This window comes from Leisingera sp. UBA4491 (genome assembly GCF_002388965.1).
Taxonomy (GTDB): Bacteria; Pseudomonadota; Alphaproteobacteria; order Rhodobacterales; family Rhodobacteraceae; genus Leisingera; species Leisingera aquaemixtae.
The window spans coordinates 1-20424 of the sequence record NZ_DGNN01000011.1; the positions used below are offsets into that span (position 1 = coordinate 1).

24 protein-coding genes and 1 pseudogene are annotated in these 20424 nt (G+C 64.9%); 14 read left to right on the forward strand and 11 right to left on the reverse strand.

The genetic code is table 11. The features are described from left to right. Both B2P87_RS05185 and B2P87_RS05190 read left to right on the forward strand, forming a co-directional pair. Positions 1 to 921 (forward strand): annotated as a pseudogene (locus tag B2P87_RS05185) (IS3 family transposase); the annotation flags it as partial. A gap of 245 nt (positions 922 to 1166) precedes the next feature. Beyond that, positions 1167 to 1448, forward strand: coding sequence for a DUF167 domain-containing protein (locus tag B2P87_RS05190; RefSeq protein ID WP_141890855.1), 282 nt, complete (start codon positions 1167 to 1169; stop codon positions 1446 to 1448). A gap of 3 nt (positions 1449 to 1451) precedes the next feature. Here B2P87_RS05190 and B2P87_RS05195 read toward each other — a convergent pair whose 3' ends face one another. After that, on the reverse strand, positions 1452 to 1691 hold the full coding sequence (locus tag B2P87_RS05195) for a hypothetical protein (RefSeq protein ID WP_141890854.1): 240 nt from the start codon (positions 1689 to 1691) through the stop codon (positions 1452 to 1454). 151 nt (positions 1692 to 1842) lie between these two features. On the opposite strand from B2P87_RS05195, the gene B2P87_RS05200 reads away from it, so the two are divergent. The 5 genes from B2P87_RS05200 (at position 1843) to B2P87_RS05220 (ending at position 3871) form a co-directional block, all read left to right on the forward strand. After that, positions 1843 to 2556 carry a M48 family metalloprotease gene (locus B2P87_RS05200; RefSeq protein ID WP_058285967.1) on the forward strand — a complete coding sequence of 238 codons (714 nt, stop codon included), beginning with the start codon at positions 1843 to 1845 and terminating at the stop codon, positions 2554 to 2556. 2 nt (positions 2557 to 2558) lie between these two features. After that, positions 2559 to 2954 (forward strand): YigZ family protein, encoded by a 396-nt coding sequence (locus tag B2P87_RS05205; RefSeq protein ID WP_141890853.1) that lies wholly within the window; start codon positions 2559 to 2561, stop codon positions 2952 to 2954. A gap of 86 nt (positions 2955 to 3040) precedes the next feature. After that, a complete protein-coding gene (locus tag B2P87_RS05210) occupies positions 3041 to 3304 on the forward strand; it encodes a DUF6455 family protein (RefSeq protein WP_141890852.1) in 264 nt (87 codons plus the stop codon). Positions 3305 to 3338: 34 nt separating this feature from the next. Next, on the forward strand, positions 3339 to 3596 hold the full coding sequence (locus B2P87_RS05215; RefSeq protein ID WP_141890851.1) for a DUF6455 family protein: 258 nt from the start codon (positions 3339 to 3341) through the stop codon (positions 3594 to 3596). Beyond that, the gene (locus tag B2P87_RS05220) at positions 3596 to 3871 is read left to right on the forward strand and encodes a DUF6455 family protein (protein WP_058285963.1); all 276 of its coding nucleotides are present in this window, start codon (positions 3596 to 3598) and stop codon (positions 3869 to 3871) included. The genes B2P87_RS05215 and B2P87_RS05220 overlap by 1 nt, the downstream gene beginning before the upstream one ends. 76 nt (positions 3872 to 3947) lie before the next feature. Here B2P87_RS05220 and B2P87_RS05225 read toward each other — a convergent pair whose 3' ends face one another. From B2P87_RS05225 to rimO, 3 genes are all read right to left on the reverse strand, one after another. After that, positions 3948 to 4190 (reverse strand): CDGSH iron-sulfur domain-containing protein, encoded by a 243-nt coding sequence (locus B2P87_RS05225; protein WP_058285962.1) that lies wholly within the window; start codon positions 4188 to 4190, stop codon positions 3948 to 3950. A gap of 171 nt (positions 4191 to 4361) precedes the next feature. Then, positions 4362 to 4898: a hypothetical protein gene (locus tag B2P87_RS05230; protein WP_141890850.1), complete on the reverse strand. Its 537-nt coding sequence runs from the start codon at positions 4896 to 4898 to the stop codon at positions 4362 to 4364. Positions 4899 to 4919: 21 nt separating this feature from the next. Beyond that, a complete protein-coding gene (rimO, locus tag B2P87_RS05235) occupies positions 4920 to 6338 on the reverse strand; it encodes a 30S ribosomal protein S12 methylthiotransferase RimO (protein WP_141890849.1) in 1419 nt (472 codons plus the stop codon). Positions 6339 to 6761: 423 nt separating this feature from the next. On the opposite strand from rimO, the gene B2P87_RS05240 reads away from it, so the two are divergent. Further along, on the forward strand, positions 6762 to 8669 hold the full coding sequence (locus tag B2P87_RS05240; RefSeq protein ID WP_141890848.1) for an AsmA family protein: 1908 nt from the start codon (positions 6762 to 6764) through the stop codon (positions 8667 to 8669). A gap of 246 nt (positions 8670 to 8915) precedes the next feature. Here the strand turns inward: B2P87_RS05240 and B2P87_RS05245 are convergent, their stop codons facing one another. From B2P87_RS05245 to B2P87_RS05260, 4 genes are read right to left on the reverse strand one after another with little or no spacing between them, the layout of a single operon-like run. Beyond that, positions 8916 to 10412: a phosphomannomutase/phosphoglucomutase gene (locus tag B2P87_RS05245; protein ID WP_141890847.1), complete on the reverse strand. Its 1497-nt coding sequence runs from the start codon at positions 10410 to 10412 to the stop codon at positions 8916 to 8918. Between the two features lie 21 nt (positions 10413 to 10433). Beyond that, positions 10434 to 11267 carry a 3-deoxy-8-phosphooctulonate synthase gene (gene kdsA / locus B2P87_RS05250; RefSeq protein WP_141890846.1) on the reverse strand — a complete coding sequence of 278 codons (834 nt, stop codon included), beginning with the start codon at positions 11265 to 11267 and terminating at the stop codon, positions 10434 to 10436. Positions 11268 to 11282: 15 nt separating this feature from the next. After that, entirely contained in the window at positions 11283 to 12956 is a 1674-nt protein-coding gene (locus B2P87_RS05255) for a capsule biosynthesis protein (protein WP_141890845.1), read from the reverse strand. Further along, positions 12934 to 13593 carry an ABC transporter ATP-binding protein gene (locus B2P87_RS05260; RefSeq protein ID WP_058285954.1) on the reverse strand — a complete coding sequence of 220 codons (660 nt, stop codon included), beginning with the start codon at positions 13591 to 13593 and terminating at the stop codon, positions 12934 to 12936. The genes B2P87_RS05255 and B2P87_RS05260 overlap by 23 nt, the downstream gene beginning before the upstream one ends. Before the next feature lie 242 nt (positions 13594 to 13835). On the opposite strand from B2P87_RS05260, the gene B2P87_RS05265 reads away from it, so the two are divergent. From B2P87_RS05265 to B2P87_RS05275, 3 genes are all read left to right on the forward strand, one after another. Then, a complete protein-coding gene (locus tag B2P87_RS05265; RefSeq protein ID WP_244940724.1) occupies positions 13836 to 14453 on the forward strand; it encodes a uracil-DNA glycosylase family protein in 618 nt (205 codons plus the stop codon). Beyond that, the gene (locus B2P87_RS05270) at positions 14450 to 15241 is read left to right on the forward strand and encodes an SseB family protein (RefSeq protein WP_141890844.1); all 792 of its coding nucleotides are present in this window, start codon (positions 14450 to 14452) and stop codon (positions 15239 to 15241) included. Before B2P87_RS05265 ends, B2P87_RS05270 begins: the two co-directional genes overlap by 4 nt. Positions 15242 to 15335: 94 nt before the next feature. After that, the gene (locus tag B2P87_RS05275; RefSeq protein WP_058285951.1) at positions 15336 to 15749 is read left to right on the forward strand and encodes an ester cyclase; all 414 of its coding nucleotides are present in this window, start codon (positions 15336 to 15338) and stop codon (positions 15747 to 15749) included. Positions 15750 to 15814: 65 nt separating this feature from the next. On the opposite strand, the gene yghU is transcribed toward B2P87_RS05275, so the two are convergent. Further along, complete coding sequence (gene yghU, locus B2P87_RS05280) at positions 15815 to 16690, reverse strand: glutathione-dependent disulfide-bond oxidoreductase (protein WP_141890843.1); 876 nt, start codon at positions 16688 to 16690, stop codon at positions 15815 to 15817. Between the two features lie 274 nt (positions 16691 to 16964). Here yghU and B2P87_RS05285 point away from each other — a divergent pair, with 274 nt between their 5' ends. Further along, positions 16965 to 17483 carry a YHS domain-containing (seleno)protein gene (locus B2P87_RS05285; RefSeq protein WP_141892093.1) on the forward strand — a complete coding sequence of 173 codons (519 nt, stop codon included), beginning with the start codon at positions 16965 to 16967 and terminating at the stop codon, positions 17481 to 17483. A gap of 187 nt (positions 17484 to 17670) precedes the next feature. Here B2P87_RS05285 and B2P87_RS05290 read toward each other — a convergent pair whose 3' ends face one another. Further along, complete coding sequence (locus B2P87_RS05290) at positions 17671 to 18051, reverse strand: VOC family protein (RefSeq protein WP_141890842.1); 381 nt, start codon at positions 18049 to 18051, stop codon at positions 17671 to 17673. A 39-nt stretch (positions 18052 to 18090) separates the two neighbouring features. On the opposite strand from B2P87_RS05290, the gene B2P87_RS05295 reads away from it, so the two are divergent. Continuing rightward, positions 18091 to 18633 carry a winged helix-turn-helix transcriptional regulator gene (locus B2P87_RS05295; protein ID WP_141890841.1) on the forward strand — a complete coding sequence of 181 codons (543 nt, stop codon included), beginning with the start codon at positions 18091 to 18093 and terminating at the stop codon, positions 18631 to 18633. Positions 18634 to 18838: 205 nt separating this feature from the next. Here B2P87_RS05295 and B2P87_RS05300 read toward each other — a convergent pair whose 3' ends face one another. Then, a complete protein-coding gene (locus tag B2P87_RS05300) occupies positions 18839 to 19438 on the reverse strand; it encodes a GcrA family cell cycle regulator (RefSeq protein WP_058285948.1) in 600 nt (199 codons plus the stop codon). Positions 19439 to 19602: 164 nt separating this feature from the next. Between B2P87_RS05300 and B2P87_RS05305 the strand changes: the two genes are divergently transcribed. Continuing rightward, entirely contained in the window at positions 19603 to 20415 is an 813-nt protein-coding gene (locus B2P87_RS05305; protein WP_141890840.1) for an ABC transporter permease, read from the forward strand. Positions 20416 to 20424 lie beyond the last annotated feature (9 nt).

Here is a 20424-nt window from a genome sequence, read left to right on the forward strand (position 1 = left end):
GGATTTCGCGGGGGGCAGGTCATGGGAAAAAACTTCTGAAGCCCGGTGCAAGGCGGCGAGCTGTGGACTGGGCGATGACAGAAAAGAACTGCAACCAGCGGCGCGCTTGTGCCTTGGCCGGGATTGATCCGCGCGTTTATCGGCGACGATCAACCAGGCCGGCGGATGCCGAGTTGCGAACAAGGCTGAAGGAGCTGTCCCGCGAACGGCGGCGGTTCGGTTATCGACGGTTGCACCTTTTGCTCGGGCGCGAGGGCTGGAAGGTAAACTGGAAGAAGCTCTATCGGATGTATCGTGAAGAGGGGCTGACCGTGCGCAAGCGCAGCGGCCGCAAGCGCGCGATAGGAACGCGGGCGCCGCTGGCGATCCCGCAGGGGCCGAACCAGAGATGGTCGTTGGACTTCGTGTCTGACAGCCTGTCCCCTCTCGGGACATTGCTGCGCAATGCCCTGCCGGGCAAGGGATGGCCGCCGGTTCCGGGTCCTGTGCGTCATCGATGACTTCAGCCGGGAATGCTTGGCAACGGTCGTGGACACCTCCCTGTCCGGGCAACGCGTTGGTCGTGAGCTCGACAACATCGCTCGGGTGCGCGGCTATCCCAGCATAGTGGTCAGCGACAACGGAACGGAGCTGACATCAAACGCCATCCTGAAATGGCAGGAGGATCGCAAGGTCGAGTGGCACTATATCGCACCAGGCAAACCCATGCAAAACGGCTTCGTCGAAAGCTTCAACGGCCGTTTGCGCGACGAGTGTCTCAACGAACACCTCTTCGCCAACCTGCGCCATGCCCGGGAACTGATCACGGCCTGGCGTGCCGACTACAACCATCACCGCCCCCACACGAGCCTCGACGGGCTCACGCCGTGGGAGTATCACCAACGGTCAGTAGAGGACCAAAACCTGAGCAAAGCTTACTAAAGAACGCGGACTCTACGGGGAGCACGTCACCCAACACCCCTTTTGTGTATAGCCGCATCCAGGTTCTTCCGGGGTCATCCGACCTCTTCCGGTTACTGCAATATGAAGTGTCCCCTAACACGGGCCTTGCGCGCGGGATCCGTTGTGCACGGGCAGCAGGGCCGGGTTCCGCTGGCGGGGTGATAGCCGCGCGGGCACGGCAAAGTCTATGGCCTTTGGCGCCGCCGCAGGGCATCAGGGGAGGCATGGGAAAGCCGAAGAAGAAAGATCTGCCGGATCTGAGCCATCTGTGCGTGCCGGGCGCGGAAATTGCGGTGCGGGCCACCCCCAAGGCGGCGCGCAATGCGATTGCGGCGGCGGAGGGGGGGCTGAAGATCTCTGTCACCGCGGCGCCGGAGAACGGCAAGGCCAACGAAGCCATCCGCCGGCTGCTGGCGGCGGCGATGGGAACGGCGGCCTCCCGCCTGGAGCTGCGCCGCGGCGCAGCCGCACGCGACAAGCTGTTTGTCTATCTGGGGCCGGCCTGACGCCTAATCGTCGCCGGCCACCAGCCGGTAAACCCCTTCGGGCAGGTCCAGCGCCGCGGCCAGGTCGCGCACCTGAAGATGCGACAGGGTGATTTTCTGCACGCTGTCGGTGCGCGGGTCGTATTGTTCGACCGTGACGCATTCTTCAAAGGAATTTATGGTCACATCCTCGGCGAGGGGGGCGTCGCCCTCATCCACCAGGGTGATGACCGTCGAGTCGAATTCATGTTCGATGGTAAACATGGCACCAGCCTGCCACTGCGGCCCGCCTGCTGGCAAGACCTTGCAAACACGAGGTATCGTACAGATGTAACGGCAATCTTCCGCCGCTGCCGCAATTGCTATCCCCCGGGCTTGCGCGGTATGTTGGCGGCAAATTGCAAAAGGATCTGCCATGCGCCGTTTTATGTGTCTGTTTGCCCTTGCTGTCAGCGCCTGTAATGTAGCGATTGAGCCCGCCTCGCAGTCCGCGCCGGTTGTTCAGGCGCCGCGGGTGCAGGGGATGGCGCCCGCCGAGGCGCGCAACGCATTTGCCACCGTGTCCCGCCGGGTGGAGCCGGTGGCCGAACGCGAATGCCGCAACCGCACCCAGGGTTTGAACTGCGACTTCCTGATCCGCGTCGACCCGAATCCGAACGCGGCCCCCAACGCCTATCAGAGCCTGGACCGCTCGGGGCGCCCGGTGATCACCTTCACCCAGCGGATGCTGGGGCAGATCGCCAACCATGACGAGCTGGCGTTTGTCATGTCGCATGAGGCCGCCCACCACATCCGCGGCCACCTGGCGCGGCAGGCGCAGAACTCCGCACTGGTGAGCGCCGGCGCCGGGCTGATCACCGCACTGGCAGGGGGCGGATCGTCCAGCGTCTCGACGGCGCAGGATCTTGGCGGCTTTGTCGGGGCGCGCACCTACTCCAAGGATTTCGAGCTGGAGGCGGATGAGCTGGGCACCATCATCACCCATAAATCCGGCTACCGGCCCAGCATCGGCGTGCGCTTCTTCAACCGCCTGCCGGATCCGGGCGACCGGTTCCTGGGCTCCCACCCGGCCAACCCCGACCGGGTGCGGGTGGTGCAGGCGACCATCGACCGTTACGGGCTGAACTGAGCATGGCCGCCGGGAGGGACCAGGCCGGGCCTGCGCTGACGCGGCTCGGCGTGGTCCTGACCGACCGCGGCTCGCGCTATGCGGTGACCGGCGCGCCGGCCGCCTCGCGCGAGGAGGTCGACGCGGTGCTGGCGGCGCTGAAAACGGACCGCGCCTATGCCAAGGCGACCCACAACACCTGGGCGGCGGTGCTGCCATCCGGCGGCCTGAAGGCCGATGACGGCGAATCCGGCGCGGGCATGGTGATCCTGCGGATGATGGAGCGCGAGGGCCTCAGGGACCACGTCATCATCGTCACCCGCTGGTACGGCGGCAAGAAGCTGGGCGGCGACCGCTTCCGCCGGGTACAGGATGCGGTGCGGGCTTATTTCGACCACCTTGGCGTGAAATCCTTATAAATTCTATCCCGTTTGACCTGTGTCAAATTCTGACCCGCAGGCCGCCGCTAAGCTGCACCCGGAATAAATGATTCCGGGAGAGCGCGATGACCACCCATGCCGACCTGAAAAAGCACGCCGAGCTGTTTGACCGGATGGCCGCAACCGTCGGTCTGGACCTGGAAGAAGAGGCGGTGTCCGGCACCCTGCGCTTTGACGAGATTGCCGAGGCGGTGCTGCGCTGCACCCGCTGCGGCGGTGTCGGGGCGTGCCGCACGTGGCTGGCCGAAGGCCTGCGCCCCGGGGCAGACGCCCCGGATTTCTGTCGCAACCGCGATCTGCTTGGGTATTTGAACGAGCAGCAGGCCTGACGCGTCCGCCCGGAACCCAATAGGAGTTCAAGATATGCAGCCATTGGGGGATCCCCTCTACCATCTGCGTCTGATGGCCCGGATGGGCCAGACCGCGGGCACCGACCTGACCGGTGCCTTTGCCGCAGGGAAGATCAGCCACGAGGACTGGGCCGCCCTGATCACCCGCTGCCGCGGCTGCGCGGTGCCGGATCAGTGCGAGGCCTTCCTGGCCGCCCATGAGCGCGCAGAGGCGCCGATGCCCGGCTGCCGCAATGCGGATGCGCTGCTTGAGCTGAAGGGCCGCGCCTGATGAAGGACATGGCAGCGGAGGCCGAGGGCCTGGGCAATATCTTCCGCCACATGTGGCTGCTGCGCGCGGTGGCAGAGGCGGCGGGCGTCGATCTGGACCGGGAAATGAAGGCCGGGCGGCTGAACGGGCTGGACTACGCGCGGATGGTCACCTCCTGCCGCGGCGCGGGGTGCAGCAAGTCCTGCGCCCTGTGGATCTCGTCGCGCCGCGAGGAAGGCCCCGCGGTGCCGGACTTCTGCCCCAGCGCAGACCTGTTCAAGCGGCTGATGCCCTGAACCCATAATTGACCCGCCCCGCAAGCCCGGCTTGCGGGGCTTTCTTCTGCCGCACGCCAGTCCAAGGCAGGGCCTTTTACAGTTTCGAATGGGTACCGTCACACAGGGGCTTCCTGCCCGAGTGCTTGCAGCCGCAAAAGAACACCTTGCCGTCCTTTTCCGCCTTGTATTTCACCGGCTCGAACGCCGTGCCCTTGTGCGAGCCATCGCAGAACGGCTGTTTCTGCGACTTACCGCAGGCGCACCAGAAGTAGGTCTTGCCCTCCGTCACCTCGACGGGGAAGGGGGCTTTCTGCGCGATATCAGGCGTGTCTGTCATGGCTGGGGACTCTCCCGGGCTGATTGCGGTTCGGGGAGAGCGTAGCAGGGATTTGGTGCGAGGGGAGGGAAAACCCAAAGCCCGCGCTTTGCGCGGGCAGCGCCCGACACTCCCGTCAAACCGAAGGTTTGCCTCCGGCAAAGCGGGAGGGCGCGTCGCACCCACCCAGGGTTAGGCGCTGGAGAGGCGGACAGATGAGCGCGTCAGCTTCTCGTTCTTAGCAGGGCGGGCCGAAAACAGGCACAGTTCCAGAAACCGCAAGTTGCTGTAGGATGTTGGGTTTTTGCAAGACACGGCCTCTGCGCGCAGAAAGTCTGCGTAGTCCCTATACACGTCGCGGCGATTGTGCTGGTCACTCCGGGGCAAGCCGAAATGCAAGGCTACCCGGCTGTCCCAAATGGGCCAGACCTCAGGTGCAAGAAAGTGGAACATCTTTGACGTTCCCACCCATGAATTGTTCAGAACAGGTTCTGCGGGAAGAAAACCTGCCCGGACGTCTTCAACAGCAAGACCGTCTAATTCGTACGACTTCAGGATTGTCGGCATCCAGCCATAAACGGCATGTGCCAAGACCAGCATCCCATTTTTTTCATAAACTTCCGAGCCGAACGCCAGCAAGGCATCGTACCCAGCGTTATAGCTCTCAGAGTTTCCTTTGTTGGTGTCCCACTCAGAGATTAGGGGCTGGAGGTCGATCGGCTGAAACATGACTGGAAGTCGGACAGTTTCCTAGTTGGTCCTTACACCCCACAAATCATACTCCCCCGCCTCATCAACTTCAACGGTCACCAGATCACCGGCCTGCAACCCGTCCGTTCCCTCATCAATAAACAAGTTCCCGTCGATCTCCGGCGCGTCGGCCTTGGTGCGGCAGGTGGCGATGCCGTCCTCGTCGATGTCGTCCACGATAACTTGCATCGTCTGGCCGACCTTGGCCGCCAGCTTGGCCTCGGAAATCGCCTGGGCCTTCTCCATGAACCGCTCCCAGCGCTCCTGCTTCACCTCTTCCGGCACATGGTCCGGCAGGTCGTTGGAGCGCGCGCCGTCGACGTTTTCGTATTTGAAGCAGCCGACCCGGTCCAGCTGCGCCTCGTCCATCCAGTCCAGAAGGTGCTGGAACTCGGCCTCGGTCTCGCCGGGGAAGCCGACGATGAAGGTGGAGCGCAGGGTGATATCGGGGCAGGTGGCGCGCCAGGCGTTGATCTCGTCCAGCGTCTTGGCCGCCGCTGCGGGCCGGGCCATGCGGCGCAGCACGTCCGGGTGGGCGTGCTGAAAGGGGATGTCCAGATAAGGCAGCAGCGCATTGTCCGGGTCCGCCATCAGCGGGATCAGCTCGCGCACATGCGGGTAGGGGTAGACATAGTGCAGCCGCACCCACAGGTCCTCCGCCGGGGCCAGCTTGCCCAGCTCGCGGGAGAGGTCGAGGATATGGCTGCGCACATCGGTGCCCTTCCACGGATGCGCGGAATACTTGCGGTCGAGGCCATAGGCGGAGGTGTCCTGGCTGATCACCAAGAGCTCGCGCACCCCGGCCTCCACCAGCTTTTCCGCCTCGCGCAGCACTGCATGGACCGGGCGCGACGCCAGCTTGCCGCGCATGTCCGGGATGATGCAGAACTTGCACTTGTGGTTGCAGCCCTCGGAGATCTTCAGATAGCTGAAGTGGCGCGGGGTGAGCCTGACACCGGTTGCGGGCAGCAGATCCACATAAGGGTTCGGGGAGGGCGGCACCGCGGAATGCACCGCGTCCAGCACCTGTTCATACTGATGCGGGCCAGTGACCGCGTGGATGCGCGGGTGATGCTCGCGGATGTAATCCGGCTCGGCGCCCAGGCAGCCGGTCACGATCACCTTGCCGTTTTCCTTCAGCGCCTCGCCGATCGCCTCCAGGCTTTCGGCCTTGGCGCTGTCGAGGAAGCCGCAGGTGTTGACGATCACCGCATCAGCCCCCGCGTAGTCAGGCGAGATGCCGTACCCTTCGGCGCGCAGCCGGGTCAGGATCCGCTCGCTGTCGACCAGCGCCTTGGGGCAGCCGAGCGAGACCATGCCGAGGGTCGGCTGGCCGTCACGGGGCGCCTCGCGGAACTGCGGTTCCGGGGCGAGGTCAGGGCGGAGGCTGGGCGGGTTGCTGGACGGGGAACTGGTCATGCGCGCGCATATATCAGGAATGCGGCAGGAGGCAAGGAAAAGGGGGGTGTCCTGCGTGCACCCCCTGTACACCAGGGGGTGCATTTTCCCCTTGCCCGGACGATAGGCCGGGCAGCCCCCGACCTCCCCCACGGGAGGGGGCTTCACCCCCACCCGAGGCCGGGGGCTGCCCTCCGTTAGGTGTTGAAGCGGGTGCGCCAAGGCCGGTTTGCATTAAGAGAGCAACTGATGCGTGACAAGACAGACGCGCTGTTTCGTGTCATCCCTCAGTGCGAGGCGAAGCCTGCCAGCGGGAACCCTGCTATGTGCTGATGGCGCTTTACAGGGCGCAGGGGGGGCTTCCTGCATTGCACCCCCGCACAGAGGCGGTAAGCTGGCAAAAAGACCCTCGGGCAACAGGGGGAAGAGATGAGGAGTGGGCCGATGAAGCTGATAATCCGGGTCGTGATGGCGCTGGTGCTGACGGTGGTGCTGCTGGCGGGGCTGGTGCTCTTGCTGCCGGGCGAGAAGATCGCGCGGCTGGCCGCCGATCAGCTGGAGGCGCAGACCGGGCGGCAGCTGGGGCTTGGCGGCAAGGTGAGCTTTACCTTCTGGCCCACGCTGGGGGTCAAGGCGGATGCGGTGACGCTGTCCAATGCGGACTGGGCCGGGCCGGAGCCGATGCTGCGGGCGGAGCGGGTGACCATCGGCGTTGCGGCGGCGGATCTGATGCAGGGCAATGTGCGGGTCACCGAGGTCTCTGCCATCCTGCCGCATCTGAACCTGGCCACCAACGCGGAGGGCATTGGCAACTGGGTCTTTGGCGGCGGCGGCGCGGCGGCGGGCAGCACCGGGGCCGGAGAGGGCACCGGGCAGCCGCTGCGGATCGAGGCGGTGGAGCTGACCGGGGCCTCCCTGCGCTATGCCGCGCATGGGGAACAGCCGGTTGAGATGAAGAATGTTGACCTCAGCCTGCTGTGGCCCGATCCCGCAGGCACGGTGAATGCGAAGGTGACCCTGCGCCCGGCGGGCGAGCCGGTGGAGATCGACGCGGAGATCGGCACCTTTGCGGCGTTTCTGGCGGGCGAGGTGTCCTCGGTCGGCGCAACGGTGACGGCGCCCGGCGGCACCGGGCGGTTTGACGGCCATGCCGATATCAATGGCGAGGCCAGCGGGCGGCTGACCTTCGGGGCGGAGGATGCCGTGCGGACCGGCGCGGCGCTGGGGGCGGTTCTGCCGGAGGCGCTGGCGCAAAAGGCGGTGTTCGGCGCCGATGTGACCTATACCGCGGACGGGCGGCTGTCGATGCGCGACCTGGCGCTGGAGCTGGGCAAGAACAGGCTGAGCGGGGCGGCGGATGTGGACTTCGCCAAGCGGCCGCGGATCACCGCCCGGCTGCAGGGCGGGGCGCTGGATTTCAGCGGCGTCACGGGCGCGGAGCCGCCGGACGGCCGCGGCGCGGCGGCGGAGGGCTGGCCCGGCCAGCGCATCGACGCCTCGGTGCTGGGGCTGGCTGACGGGACGGTGGATCTGTCGTTTGACAGTCTGGATACCGGCAGCGTCCAGCTGGGGCCGAGCCAGCTGAACCTGGCGGTTGAGCGCGAGCGGGCGGTGGTGAAATTCCTGCCGGCGTCGATGTTCGCCGGCGAGGTGCAGGGGCAGCTGGTGGCCAACAACCGCAACGGGCTGTCGGTGGGCGGGAACCTCAGCTTCACCGGCATCCGGCTGGAGCGCGCGCTGGGCGAGACCGCGGGCTACCGCCGCCTCAACGGCGAGGCGCTGGGCGGGGTGGAGTTCCTCGGCTCCGGCAATTCGGTGGACGCGATCATGCGCTCGCTGAGCGGCAAGGGCTGGCTGGAAGCGGGCAAGGGGTTCTTTACCGGCTTCGACCTGGAGCAGCTGATGCGCTCCGGCGGCAATGGCGGCAGCACCGTGTTCGACCAGCTGACCGCCAGCTATACGGTCGAGGGCGGCAATTTGCGCAATGAGGACCTGCTGGTGCTGCTCAAGGGGTTCAGGGCGCAAGGCACGGGGCGGATCGGCCTGGGCGCGCGCGACATCGACTATCTGTTCACGCCGCAGCTGGTGCGGGCGGGCCGCGATCAGGTGCTGACCATTCCGGTGCGCATCCGCGGCAGCTGGGACAATCCGGACATCCGCCCGGATTTCAGCCAGGCGCTGCAGCCGAAGCTGGACGGCATCGAGCAGGAGGCCAAGGACCGGGTGCGCCAGAAGCTGAGCGAGGAGCTGGACACCGGGATCACCCCGGAACAGGACCTGAACGACCTGCTTAAGGAACGGATCAAGCAGGAAGCCCGCGACCAGCTGCTGAAACTCCTCGGCGGCGACTGAGCCCCCCAGCCGGAGGCCGGGTCAAGGAGGGCCGCAGGCCCCCGGGCGCAGCCCGGCCTGTCCTTGACGCGGCTGCAGGCGTCTTACACTCGATATGGCGCATCTAAGGGCAGGCCTGTCCTTAGATCGCTTCTCAGAAAAAGAAAAAGCGCCCGCCGGAGGCGGGCGCCGGTCGCCTGCTAACGCAGGCGAAATCCCTCAGTCTGCCGCCTGCGTCAGCAGGCGAAATCCCTCTTTCCTGCCTGATCAGATGGTCTGATCGTAATCGCCCACCAGCGGCTCGGTGCGGATCACGGCGTCGATGTCCGCAAAGATTGCCCGCATCTCCGCCTCGCTGTCAGAGCTTTCGCAGACCACCACCAGGTTCGGGGTGTTGGAGGAGGCCCTGACCAGCCCCCAGGAGCCGTTGTCGAGGATCACCCTTGCGCCGTTCACGGTGACGACTTCCTTGATCGCCCGGCCTGCCAGCTGTTCGCCCGCCTCATGCTTGTCCACCAGCTTTTGCACCAGCCGGTCCAGCACTTGGTATTTTTCGGTGTCGGCGCAATAGGGCGACATGGTCGGGGTGGCCCAGGTCTTGGGCAGCGCCTTCCTGAGGTCGGACATCGACTGCTCCGGGTTGCGGTCCAGCATCTTGCAGACTTCAACCGCCACCCGCATGCCGCAGTCATAGCCGCGGCCCACCGGCTCGGCCAGGAAGTAGTGGCCGGATTTTTCAAACCCCGCCAAAGCGCCGATTTCCTTCACCCGCCGCTTCATGTGGCTGTGGCCGGTCTTCCAGTAGTCGGCGGTGACGCCGTTCTTTTTCAGCTCCGGGTCGGAGGCGAACAGGCCTGTGGATTTCACATCCGCCACAAAGGTCGCATTGGGATAGATCTTGCTGAGGTCGCGGGCCATGATCACGCCGACCTTGTCGGCAAAGATCTCCTCGCCCTCGTCATCGACCACGCCGCAGCGGTCGCCGTCGCCGTCAAAGCCAAGCGCCAGATCGGCGCCGGAAGCCTTCACCGATGCCGACATGTCGTGCAGCATTTCCATCGCTTCGGGGTTGGGGTTGTAATGCGGGAAGGTGTAGTCCAGCTCGTTGTGGCTCTCGATCACCTCGACGCCGATGCGCTTGAACAGCTCCGGCGCAAAGGCAGAGGCGGTGCCGTTGCCGGTGGCGCAGACCACCTTCAGCGGGCGGGACATCTTGAAGTCGCCTGCGAGGTCGTCGAGATAGGCTTCCTTGACGCCCTCCACAAACTCGTAAGAGCCGCCCGGCGCCGCCTGGCCTTCGCCGTTCAGCACGATATCGCGCAGCTCTGCCATCTCGTCGGGGCCGTGAGTCAGCGGGCGTTCAAAGCCCATCTTGACGCCGGTCCAGCCGTTCGGGTTGTGCGACGCGGTGACCATGGCGACCGCGGGCACATCCAGGTGGAACTGGGCGAAATAGGCCATCGGCGACAGCGCCGGGCCGATGTCCTTCACTTGGATGCCGGCCTGCATCAGGCCCAGGATCAGCGCGTTTTTGATCGCCAGGGAATAGTCGCGGTAGTCGTTGCCGACCGCAATCACCGGCTCGATCCCGCGCTTGCGCATCTGGGTGCCGAGGCCCAGGCCCAGGGCGGTCATGCCGGGGAGGTTGATCTCCTCCGGGTATTTCCAGCGCGCGTCATATTCGCGGAAGCCCGTGGGCTTGATCATCGCGTCGCGCAGAAAGCTCCAGGTGTTCGGGGTCACCTCGGACAGCGGTTTGGTCATGTCTCAAAATCTCTTTGCTGGTTAAATGCGAATGGGATCGGCCTTGGCCAGCGCGTCAAAGCGCATCAGGCTTTCGATCAGCTGCGGCATCTGGTCGAGATAAATCATGTTCGGCCCGTCGGACGGCGCGTTGTCCGGGTCCTGGTGGGTCTCGATGAACACCGCGGCAATACCCAGCGAGACAGCCGCGCGCGCCATCAGCGGCGCGAATTCGCGCTGGCCGCCGGTGGAGCCGCCCTTGCCGCCGGGCTGCTGCACCGAATGGGTGGCATCCATCACCACCGGGTAGCCGCCCTGCGCCATCTGCGGCAGCGAGCGCATATCAGCAACAAGCGTGTTGTAGCCAAAGGAGGTGCCGCGCTCGGTCAGCAGGATGTTCTGGTTGCCGGTGCTTTCGACCTTGGCGACCACATTGGCCATGTCCCAGGGGGCCAGGAACTGGCCCTTCTTGATGTTCACCGCCTTGCCGGTGTTGCCCGCGGCCAGCAGCATGTCGGTCTGGCGGCACAGGAAGGCCGGGATCTGCAGGATGTCCACGGCCTCCGCCGCCACCGCGCATTGCGCCTCGGTGTGGACATCGGTCAGCACCGGCACATCAAATTCGCGCCGGATGGTGTCCAGCACCTTCAGCCCTTCGTCGATGCCAAGCCCGCGCTTGCCCGACAGCGAGGTGCGGTTGGCCTTGTCGTAAGAGGCCTTGAACACGAACTGCGCGCCTGCCTTGCCGCAGGCTTCCTTGAGGGCGCCGGCAATCATCCGGGCGTGGTCCGCGGTTTCCAGCTGGCAGGGGCCGGCAATGATGGTCAGGGGACGATCATTGCCGACGGTGAGACCGGCGATATCGATGTTTTTCATGAGCTTCCGATGGCTTTACGATGACACCTGCTCCCGCAGGATGGACGCGGTGAGCGAACACATCAGGTAAATACCGGAAAAGATCAGGAATGCCAAAACGGTATTCTCGAACTTGCGCGGATAGGAGGGTTCATCGCTGGGCACCGGCTCCACCGCGGTGGTCAGGTAGCGGACCTGGCGGTTGGCCTCCAGGCGGGTGGTTTCCACTTGCTGCAAGGCCGATTGCAGCATCAGGTCGCGGGTGGCAAGGTCGGCCTGCGCCATCTGGATCTGGATGCGCAGATTGGCAAGCGAGTTTTCGCCGGCCGAAGCATCGACCATCCGGTTGTTGAGGCTGGCGATCACCGTCTCCAGCCGCCGGATGTCGGCCTCGGCGCCGCTGACCTTGGCCCGGTTGGGGCGGGCGTTGTCCTCCAGGGCGGCCAGTTCCAGGCGTTTTTCCTCCAGCTGGATCTCAAAGGTGCTGATCTGCTGGCGCAGCGCGGCGACCACACCCTCAGGGTCCAGCACGGAGCCCTGCTGCTGCAGCACCACCAGCCGCTGCTGCGCGGCGCGGCGCTGGGCCTCGGCTTCGTCCAGGGCGGCCTCGGCCTCCGACATCTGGTCTGCGCGTTTCTGCTGCGACAGGCTGTTCACCTTTTCCTGGGCATAGGAAATCAGCTTGCGCGAAAACTCCGCCGCGGCGTTGGGGGCGGCAGCGGACACTTCCATCCGCACCACGCCTTCGGTCGGGTCATAGCCGATCTTCACGTTGCGGCTGTAGGTGGCATAGGCCTCCTCGTTGGTGGGGTCGCTTTCCAGCCGCTGGATCGGGTCCAGCCATTCTTGGGTGAAATGCGCCTTGAAGCCCGCCTCGCGGTCCAGCCGCAGCATCGCCTCCTTGGACATCAGGTAGCTTTGCACCGCGATGGAGTCCTGGCTGGTGGCAAACTGGGTGCCGGACAGCAGCCCGCCGACGCCGCCGCCCGCACTGTCGGCCTTCAGCACCAGGAACTCGGACTTGGAGGAATACATCGGCGTCGCCACCGAATTGAAATAAAAGCCCGCGGCCAGGGTCGGCAGCAGCACGAAGAACGCCAGCCGGGCTCCCAGCAGCGACAGCTTGCGGCGGCGGCGGCGCGCGATATCGCGCTGGATCTCCTGGATTTCGCGGGCGCGCCGCTCTGCCGGGCTCAGCTCGGTGGAGGGCAGGGTGGTCTTGCCGGCGGGCACCGTCTGCGGCAGCTGCACAGACCCCGGCGCCGGCGGCGTGCCTGCGGGCTGGGTCTTGTTCTGGGGCACCACCAGTTCCAGCATGTTGGCGCGGGCGAACGGGTCGATGCCGCGTTCGCGCAGCATCCGCACCGCCTCGAAATCCGAGGTGGGGGTCAGGTTGTGCTTTTGCGCCATCCGCCGGGCGAGCCGCAGCTGGCGGCCGGTCAGGCCTTCGCGGCGGATCGCCTCGATATCGGTTTCCATGCTGGTTTCGCGCGGGGAGCTGACCATGCCGGACAGCGGCGCGCCGCCGGCCCGGTTCCCCGCCGCGGCATCGGCGGCAGCGGCGGTGCTCTGCGGGACCGGCCGGGCGTGCGGCTGCACGGCAGCAGCGGCCGCGCCCTGAGGCGCCGCCGCGGTGCCGGTTTCGCGGGCTTCGGCCGCAGCGGGGCTGCGGCGGATGCGGAACTTCTTAGCTCTCGGTTTCGTAGTCATAGAGCTGTTTCGCTTCTTCCAAAGTGTCAAACATATGCAGCTGTCCCTGCAGCAGGACAGCCGCCGAACGGGCAAACTTCTCCAGCGTCTTGGCCTGATGCGAGACGATGATGATGGTGGTGGTCTGCAGCCGCTCCTGCAGGATCTCGCCGGCCTTGCGGTTGAACTCGACGTCGGTGGTGCTGGGCATGCCTTCGTCGATCAGGTAGATGTCGAAATCCAGCGCCAGCATCAGCGAAAAGCTGAACCGCGACCGCATCCCGGCGGAATAGGTGCCGATCGGCTGGTCGAAATATTCCCGCAGGCCGCACAGCCAGCGGCAGTAGGCCTCGACGTAATCCGGGTCCAGCCCGTAAAGCTTGGCGATATAACGGCTGTTTTCCATCGCCGACAGGCGGCTGATCACCCCGCCCATGAAGCCGAGGGGAAAGGAAATCTTGCAGTTGCGGCGGATTTCGCCCTCATCCGGCTTTTCCAGGCCGGCCATCATGTTGATCAGCGTGGTCTTGCCGGTGCCGTTCGGGGCCAGAACGCCCAGCGATTTGCCCGGCTCGACGCAGAACGACACGCGGTCAAGTATCACCTTGCGCTGGGTTCCCGTCCAGAAGGACTTGCTGACGTTTTCAAATTCAAGCATTGCTTGGTCCGGTGCTGCCCGTGCGGCCCCGCAAGGGGGGGCTCTGTCTGCCTCAAGTTGCGCGGGCTTTCTGCCGTGCCCGCGTCCCTTTCTTATCAAAAGAGTGTTAATGGCCTACGCGGCGAATTTGGCCTTATTATGTCGAATTGTGTCATAGATATTCAACGAAGTTTTAACAGTTTGGCCCGCAGCCGGGGGTTTGGGGCGGTTTTCAGCGGCGGAGCGGACCAGCGGGGCGGGGCATGACTGTTTCCGGAGGTGAAACAATGGGCGGCAGCGGGCAGCTTAAGACGCAGATTCGCAACTGCCAGATCTGTGCGGAGCGCTTTGCCGCCACTGCCACTGCGCATGCCCCCCGGCCGGTTGTCTGGTTCCGCCCCGCGGCCCGGATCCTGATCGCGGGCCAGGCGCCGGGGGCGCGGGTGCACGGCAGCGGCAGGCCGTTTACCGACCCTTCCGGCGACCGGCTGCGCGCCTGGCTGGGGCTGACGGAGGCGGAGTTCTATGACAAGGACCGGGTGGCGGTCGTGCCGATGGGGTTCTGTTTTCCCGGCTATAACGACAAGAAAGCCGACCTGCCGCCGCCTGCCGTTTGCAGCAGAACCTGGCATCATCTGGTGATGGCAGAGCTGCCGGATGTGCGGCTCAAGGTGCTGGTGGGCGCCCATGCGCAGCGCTATCACCTGGGGGTGAAGGCGCCGGTGACAGAGCTGGTGCGCGGCTGGCGGGATCATGCGCCGCAGGTCTTCCCCTTGCCGCATCCGTCCTGGCGTAATACCGCATGGCTGAAGAAAAACCCCTGGTTCGAGGCCGAACTGCTGCCGGTGCTGCAGGCCCGGGTGAAGGAGCTGATGCGATGACAGAAGAAACCCCGCTGGATCTGGCCCATGCCGCGATGGAGGCGGCGCCCGCCGAGGATGCCGCGCGCCTGCGGTTTTACGAACGGCTGGCCGATGCAGAGCTGTTCCTGATGCTGGCAGCGGAGGCTGAGGGGGAGCAGATCTCGCCGGAGCTGTTCGAGACGCCGGACGGGGCCTTTGTGCTGGTGTTCGACCGCGAGGAGCGGCTGGCGCAGTTTGCAGGCCAAGCGGTGCCTTACGCGGCGCTGTCGGGCCGGGTGATCGCGCAGATGCTGGCCGGGCAGGGCATTGGCCTGGGGCTGAACCTGGAGGTGGCGCCCTCTGCCATCCTGATCCCGTCAGAGGCGGTCGGCTGGCTGCATCAGACGCTGGGCCACGCGCCGGATGAGGTGGAGGCCGCGGTGGAGATGTTCACCGCGCCCAAGGGCTTGCCGGAGGCGCTGCTGACGGCGCTGGATGCCAAGCTCGCCACCGCGGGCGGGCTGGCGGCGGCGGCCTATCTGGCGGGCGTGCGCTATGCCGGCGGGGGGCAGGGGCATCTCTTGGGCTTTGTCGGTGCCAAGGAAGCCGCGCAGGCCTCGCTCGCCAAGGCGGCCAGCGAGGCGCTGACCTTTTCCGGCATCGAGGCCGGGGCGATGGATGTGGCATTCTTCGCGGCGGAGGATCCGGCGGCGGCCAGCCTGGCCCGCGTCGGGCTGCGGTTCGACCTGCCGCAGCCGCCAGCGCCGCAGGAATACAGGCCGGTGACGCCGGGCAGCGACCCCGAGAAGCCGCCGCGCCTGAAGTAGCCCGTCCTCGCCTCACGCCGGTTTCGCCTTATCTGCTGCTGCAGGGGCATGGCCAGGCGCCATGCCCGGCAACCCGGCAGGGAGGGAGAGAACGATGTCCATCAAACAGACAGCACATGATTTCTGCGAAGCCTGCGATGCAGGCAAGGGGTGGGACGTCTGCAAGCAGTGGTGCGCGGAGGATGCCACGTTCTCTGTCCAGGCGGATGCGCTGGCGGAGATCACGACGCTTGCGGACTATACGGAATGGGCCAAGGGGCTGCTGACCCCGATGCCGGACGCCCATGCGGAGTTCAAATCGCTGGCCGTGGATGAGGACGCCGGGCGCGCGATCCTCTTTGCGGTCTTTCACGGCACCCATACGGCGGATGCCGGCAACGGCGCGCCGACGGGCAGGAAAGTGGCCTCGGATTACGTCTACGTTCTGGATTTCGACGGGCCGAAGATCCGCGGCATGACGAAGGTCTGGAACGATGTTCATGCCCTGACGCAATTGGGCTGGATGTAGGGCCGCAAAACTGAAAGCGCCCGCGTTGCCGCGGGCGCCTGGATGATCTTCGGGGGCGGGTGCGGTTACTCCGCAGCCGGCTCCAGCTTGTCCTGGGTGCGGGTTTCGAAATCGCTGGCGTCGTGGCGCTCATGCAATTGCATATGCGGCTCGCCGAAGGAGCGGTTCACCATGCGGCCGCGCTGCACTGCCGGGCGGGCGTCGATTGCCTTGGCCCAGCGGACCACGTGTTTGTAGCTTTCGGCGTCCAGGAATTCGGCGGCATCATACAGGCGGCCCAGAACCAGCTGGCCGTACCAGGGCCAGATCGCGATGTCGGCAATGGTGTAGTCCTCGCCCGCGATATAGGGGCGCTCCGCCAGCTGCCGGTCCAGCACGTCAAGCTGGCGCTTGGCTTCCATCGCGAAGCGGTCGATCGGGTACTGCCACTTTTCCGGCGCATAGGCATAGAAATGGCCAAAGCCGCCACCCAGGTAGGGCGCGCTGCCCATCTGCCAGAACAGCCAGTTCAGGGTCTCGGTGCGGGCCGCGCCGTCCTTGGGCAGGAACGCCCCGAATTTCTCCGCCAGATGCACCAGGATCGAGCCGCTCTCAAACACCCGCACCGGCTCTGCGCCGCTGCGGTCCAGCAGCGCCGGGATCTTGGAGTTCGGGTTGATCTCCACAAAGCCGGACCCGAACTGGTCGCCGTCCCCGATCTGGATCAGCCAGGCGTCATATTCGGCGCCCGCATGGCCCGCGGCCAGCAGCTCTTCGAACATCACGGTGACCTTCACCCCGTTCGGCGTCGCCAGCGAATAGAGCTGAAAGGGATGCTCGCCCGCGGGCAGGTCCTTGTCGTGGGTGGCGCCGGCAACCGGGCGGTTGGTGGAGGCAAACTGGCCGCCATTGCCTTTCTCCCATTTCCAGACTTTCGGCGGGGTATAGGGGGTGTCGCTCATCTGTCGGGCCTTGTCCTGATTGTTTCCTGTTCCGGGTCAGCCGCGCACGCTGGGGCGGCCGGCTCCGGCTGAGATAAGGGGTTATTTGCAAATTCCAATGACTGGAAGGTCTGCGCGCGGAAATTTTACAATCCGCTCACGCGCCGGCCGTTTGCGGACACAGAGCCGTGAGCCCCCCTTCGCATTTGCCGCCGGGGCAGTAATGTCAATGGCGAAGCCGGAGCCGCGCGCTGGCGGCTCCGGCGAAGCGATCACCAAGGAAAGGGATGATTTCATGAAGCGTCTTGCATTTGCTGCTGCGGCAGCGCTGTCCTTTGCCCTGCCGGCCTTTGCGGGCGAGCAATATGTCGACGGCACCGGCTATGCGGTGTCGGGCTATGACGTGGTGGCCTACCGCAGCCTGGAGATGAACCCGCCCGGCACGCCGCAGACCGCCCCGGTGCGCGGCAACGCGGCCTATACCGCCGAGTACAACGGCGCCACCTGGGCGTTCTCCTCGGCAGAGAACCGCGACACCTTCGCGGCGAACCCTGCCTATTACGCGCCGCAGTACGACGGCCACTGCGCCTATGGCGTCTCCAAGGGCGGCAAGGTGCCCGCCAACCCGAACCTGTGGCGCATCGTCGACGACAAGCTGTACCTGAACATCACCGACGTGGTTGTGGGTTTCTGGGAAGCGGACATCCCCGGCACTATCACACTCGCCGAAGGCAAATGGCCGGGGATCGAACCCAAGGCGGCCTCCGACAGCGTGATCCCGAAGTTCACGTCTGAGGGGCCGGTGGCGAACTGATTGGAACTTGCAGGCAAGGCGAAAGCTTTGCCTGCATGAGATCCAGAGGGGACGTTGAGAGCCAACGCAGCGAAAAGCTGCTTGAGCCCGGTTTAACCGATGCTGCTAAGGTTTTAACCGGCAGCTATTGGAAAACCACTTTGCGACTGGAGCGCGCACGCTCCAGAGACGATAAGAAACCTAAGCGTTACCCAGCTCCTCCGGTCAAATCCTCAGCAAGCATCAGGGCGTTGCCGTCGGGGTCGTAGAATGTTGCGGTCTTGACCATGCCCTCGACGACATCCGTTTCGCCATCAAATCTGACCTTGGCCTGTTCCAGTTTCTGCCGGGCAGAATCCAAATCCGAGACTCCGAAGACTGGTACGCAATTGCCGGGCGCGGGCTTGGTGTGTTCGCCAAGGCCAATGGCGACATCGGGGGTGTTCGTCTGAAGCTCGGACCAGCCCGCATCATCAGCATGGTAGAGCAGTTCAAATCCCAACATGGCCTCGTACCACTTCGCGCTCGCATGGCGATCCTTGACCGACATTGCGATGGTGATGGTGTGGTCTACAGAAACAAGTGACATGTGCTTTCCCTATGAATAAAAATATACTAACTATACTTTATGGACATTGAATTGCTTGTCAACATCACTTCAAGGGCTTGGGCAATGCCCATACTGTCGAGCCTGCATTCAGGTATCGCAGGGCGGCAAGCTCCGCTACTGGCTGCGACCGGCGCAAGCAGGACCGCCTTTGCGCAAAGTATGGACCATTTGATCGAATTGGGCCTGATTGAACGAAACCCTGGCCACGGTCATCCGCTGCGCCCGGAATTCCGGCTCACACAGCTGGGGGGGGCGGCCGCGGCCATCGCCAGTAGGATCCACGGTGTTACTGCAGAGGAAGACAGGCCTCTACTGCGCCGGTCATGGACTTTGCCGGTTCTGACATCGCTCCACACACCGAGCCATTTCAGCGGCATCAAGCGAAACCTGCCAACGATAACAGATCGGGCGTTGTCGCAGTCATTGAAATCAATGGAAGCAAGGAGCTGGGTGTGCCGCTGCGTAGATGGAGCCGCCCGCCCACCCAAGTCTATCTATAGCGCGGTGAACACGGGTGGTCTGATATGTGAGGTCACTGCACCTGCAATCAATTTCCCATAGCAGAACCGGCCGTTCGAAAAAATATGACGGAAGGCCAGTATGTCCCGCCTGGGCCTAATTCCATCCGATGCATTGAAAAGTCTGCTTCCTGCTCAAACTGGACGAAGCATTTTGCTACGCGGCGCCCTTTAACAAACATAGCCCCGCAAAAGCAAAAGCCCCGGACGCAATGCCGGGGCTTTTTAATCTCAAACTGCCGCCAGCCTCAGCGGCGGCGGTCGCGGCGGGAGGACATCGGCTGGAACGCCACGCCCACATGCGCCTCGCAATAGGGTTTGCCCTGCTGCGCGGGCAGGCCGCAGAACCAGAAGTCCTCGGTCGCGGGATCCCCAACCGGCCATTTGCAGGTGCGCTCGGTCAGCTCCATCAAGCCCAGCTTCTTGGCCTTCTTCTCGACCTCGTTCACCTTGGCCAGCGCCTCGGGGCTGATTTCATTGGCCGAGGGCTGCGGCGGCAGCGGCTGGCCGGCCGGGATGATCTGGCGGCGCGCAGGCGTTGCGGGCTTGGCGTCCGCGGACGGCTGGGCCGCGGCCGGGCGCGCCGGTTCGGTCTTGGGCTGCGGCTTGGGCTTGGGCGCGGCCGCAGGCTTGGGCGCGGCAGCGGCGGCGGGTGCTGCTGCGGGCTTTTCCTTGGGCTCTGCGGCCTTGGCGCTGCCGCTGTTGCGGTTGGACAGGCCGAGGCGGTGAACCTTGCCGATCACGGCGTTGCGGGTGACGCCGCCCAGTTCTTTTGCGATCTGGCTGGCCGACTGGCCTTCGCCCCACATTTTCTTGAGCAGTTCGACGCGCTCGTCTGTCCAGGACATCTGTTGCCTTTCCAAGCTAATAGCGGCCCCAGGGGTTCTGCGGCCGCCATCATATTCCGTATGTTGGCTCTATTTTAATCACTGCGGGCGGAGTTACAAGGCATCTTGCGCCCCAAGCGGCAGCCGTTATGCAGGCAAGGCAGCAAAAAACGCAAGGGGACAGCATGGCGGATCGGGGATATCAGGTCGAACTGGGCGCGCGCAGGTTCGGGCAGGTGAACTGGCTGGGGCTGAAAGCGCTGGCCTGGCGCGAGGTGAAACGGTTCCTGGTGGTCTGGACCCAGACACTGCTGGCGCCGCTGGTGACCGCGGCGCTGTTCCTGATGATCTTCAACATTGCCATCGGCCCCCGGCGCGGCGACGTCATGGGGGTGCCGTTCCTGACCTTTCTGGCGCCGGGCATCATGATGATGACGGTGATCCAGAACGCCTTTGCCAATACCTCCTCCTCGATCGTGATTGCCAAGGTGCAGGGCAACATCGTCGACACGCTGATGCCGCCGCTATCGGGTCTGGAGATCCTGCTGGGCTACCTGGCGGGCGCGGTGGCGCGCGGCACGCTGGTGGCGCTGGGCATCGGGCTGGGGCTGATGGCGGTCTTGCAGATCGTGCCCGCGCACCCGCTGGTGGCGCTCCTGTTCATCGTGCTGGGCGCGGCCTTCCTGGGCGGCCTGGGCATTGTCGCCGGGGTCTTTGCCGACAAGTTCGACCAGATGGCGGCGATCACCAATTTCATCGTGACGCCCCTGGCGTTCCTGTCCGGCACTTTTTATTCGGTGGAGGCGCTGCCGCCGGTGCTCAAGGCGATCTCGCATGTGAACCCGGTGTTCTACCTGATCGACGGGGTGCGATTCGGGGTGATCGGCACTTCCGACAGCCCGCCGCTGCTGGGGCTGGCGGTGTGCAGCGGTGCAACCTTTGCCGTCTGCCTATTGGCCTGGGTGATGCTGCGCACCGGCTACCGGCTGAAACCCTGACGCCGCTGC

Coding starts and splice junctions, on each gene's coding strand:
- B2P87_RS05295 (WP_141890841.1), top strand. CDS start 18,091: ATGGACATTGAATTGCTTGTCAACATCACTTCAAGGGCTTGGGCAATG.
- B2P87_RS05210 (WP_141890852.1), top strand. CDS start 3,041: ATGACCACCCATGCCGACCTGAAAAAGCACGCCGAGCTGTTTGACCGG.
- B2P87_RS05300 (WP_058285948.1), bottom strand. CDS start 19,438: ATGTCCTGGACAGACGAGCGCGTCGAACTGCTCAAGAAAATGTGGGGC.
- B2P87_RS05240 (WP_141890848.1), top strand. CDS start 6,762: ATGAAGCTGATAATCCGGGTCGTGATGGCGCTGGTGCTGACGGTGGTG.
- B2P87_RS05285 (WP_141892093.1), top strand. CDS start 16,965: ATGAAGCGTCTTGCATTTGCTGCTGCGGCAGCGCTGTCCTTTGCCCTG.
- B2P87_RS05255 (WP_141890845.1), bottom strand. CDS start 12,956: ATGACTACGAAACCGAGAGCTAAGAAGTTCCGCATCCGCCGCAGCCCC.
- B2P87_RS05275 (WP_058285951.1), top strand. CDS start 15,336: ATGTCCATCAAACAGACAGCACATGATTTCTGCGAAGCCTGCGATGCA.
- rimO (WP_141890849.1), bottom strand. CDS start 6,338: ATGACCAGTTCCCCGTCCAGCAACCCGCCCAGCCTCCGCCCTGACCTC.
- B2P87_RS05200 (WP_058285967.1), top strand. CDS start 1,843: ATGCGCCGTTTTATGTGTCTGTTTGCCCTTGCTGTCAGCGCCTGTAAT.
- B2P87_RS05260 (WP_058285954.1), bottom strand. CDS start 13,593: ATGCTTGAATTTGAAAACGTCAGCAAGTCCTTCTGGACGGGAACCCAG.
- yghU (WP_141890843.1), bottom strand. CDS start 16,690: ATGAGCGACACCCCCTATACCCCGCCGAAAGTCTGGAAATGGGAGAAA.
- kdsA (WP_141890846.1), bottom strand. CDS start 11,267: ATGAAAAACATCGATATCGCCGGTCTCACCGTCGGCAATGATCGTCCC.
- B2P87_RS05220 (WP_058285963.1), top strand. CDS start 3,596: ATGAAGGACATGGCAGCGGAGGCCGAGGGCCTGGGCAATATCTTCCGC.
- B2P87_RS05265 (WP_244940724.1), top strand. CDS start 13,836: ATGACTGTTTCCGGAGGTGAAACAATGGGCGGCAGCGGGCAGCTTAAG.
- B2P87_RS05195 (WP_141890854.1), bottom strand. CDS start 1,691: ATGTTTACCATCGAACATGAATTCGACTCGACGGTCATCACCCTGGTG.
- B2P87_RS05270 (WP_141890844.1), top strand. CDS start 14,450: ATGACAGAAGAAACCCCGCTGGATCTGGCCCATGCCGCGATGGAGGCG.
- B2P87_RS05205 (WP_141890853.1), top strand. CDS start 2,559: ATGGCCGCCGGGAGGGACCAGGCCGGGCCTGCGCTGACGCGGCTCGGC.
- B2P87_RS05225 (WP_058285962.1), bottom strand. CDS start 4,190: ATGACAGACACGCCTGATATCGCGCAGAAAGCCCCCTTCCCCGTCGAG.
- B2P87_RS05190 (WP_141890855.1), top strand. CDS start 1,167: ATGGGAAAGCCGAAGAAGAAAGATCTGCCGGATCTGAGCCATCTGTGC.
- B2P87_RS05290 (WP_141890842.1), bottom strand. CDS start 18,051: ATGTCACTTGTTTCTGTAGACCACACCATCACCATCGCAATGTCGGTC.
- B2P87_RS05230 (WP_141890850.1), bottom strand. CDS start 4,898: ATGTTTCAGCCGATCGACCTCCAGCCCCTAATCTCTGAGTGGGACACC.
- B2P87_RS05305 (WP_141890840.1), top strand. CDS start 19,603: ATGGCGGATCGGGGATATCAGGTCGAACTGGGCGCGCGCAGGTTCGGG.
- B2P87_RS05245 (WP_141890847.1), bottom strand. CDS start 10,412: ATGACCAAACCGCTGTCCGAGGTGACCCCGAACACCTGGAGCTTTCTG.
- B2P87_RS05215 (WP_141890851.1), top strand. CDS start 3,339: ATGCAGCCATTGGGGGATCCCCTCTACCATCTGCGTCTGATGGCCCGG.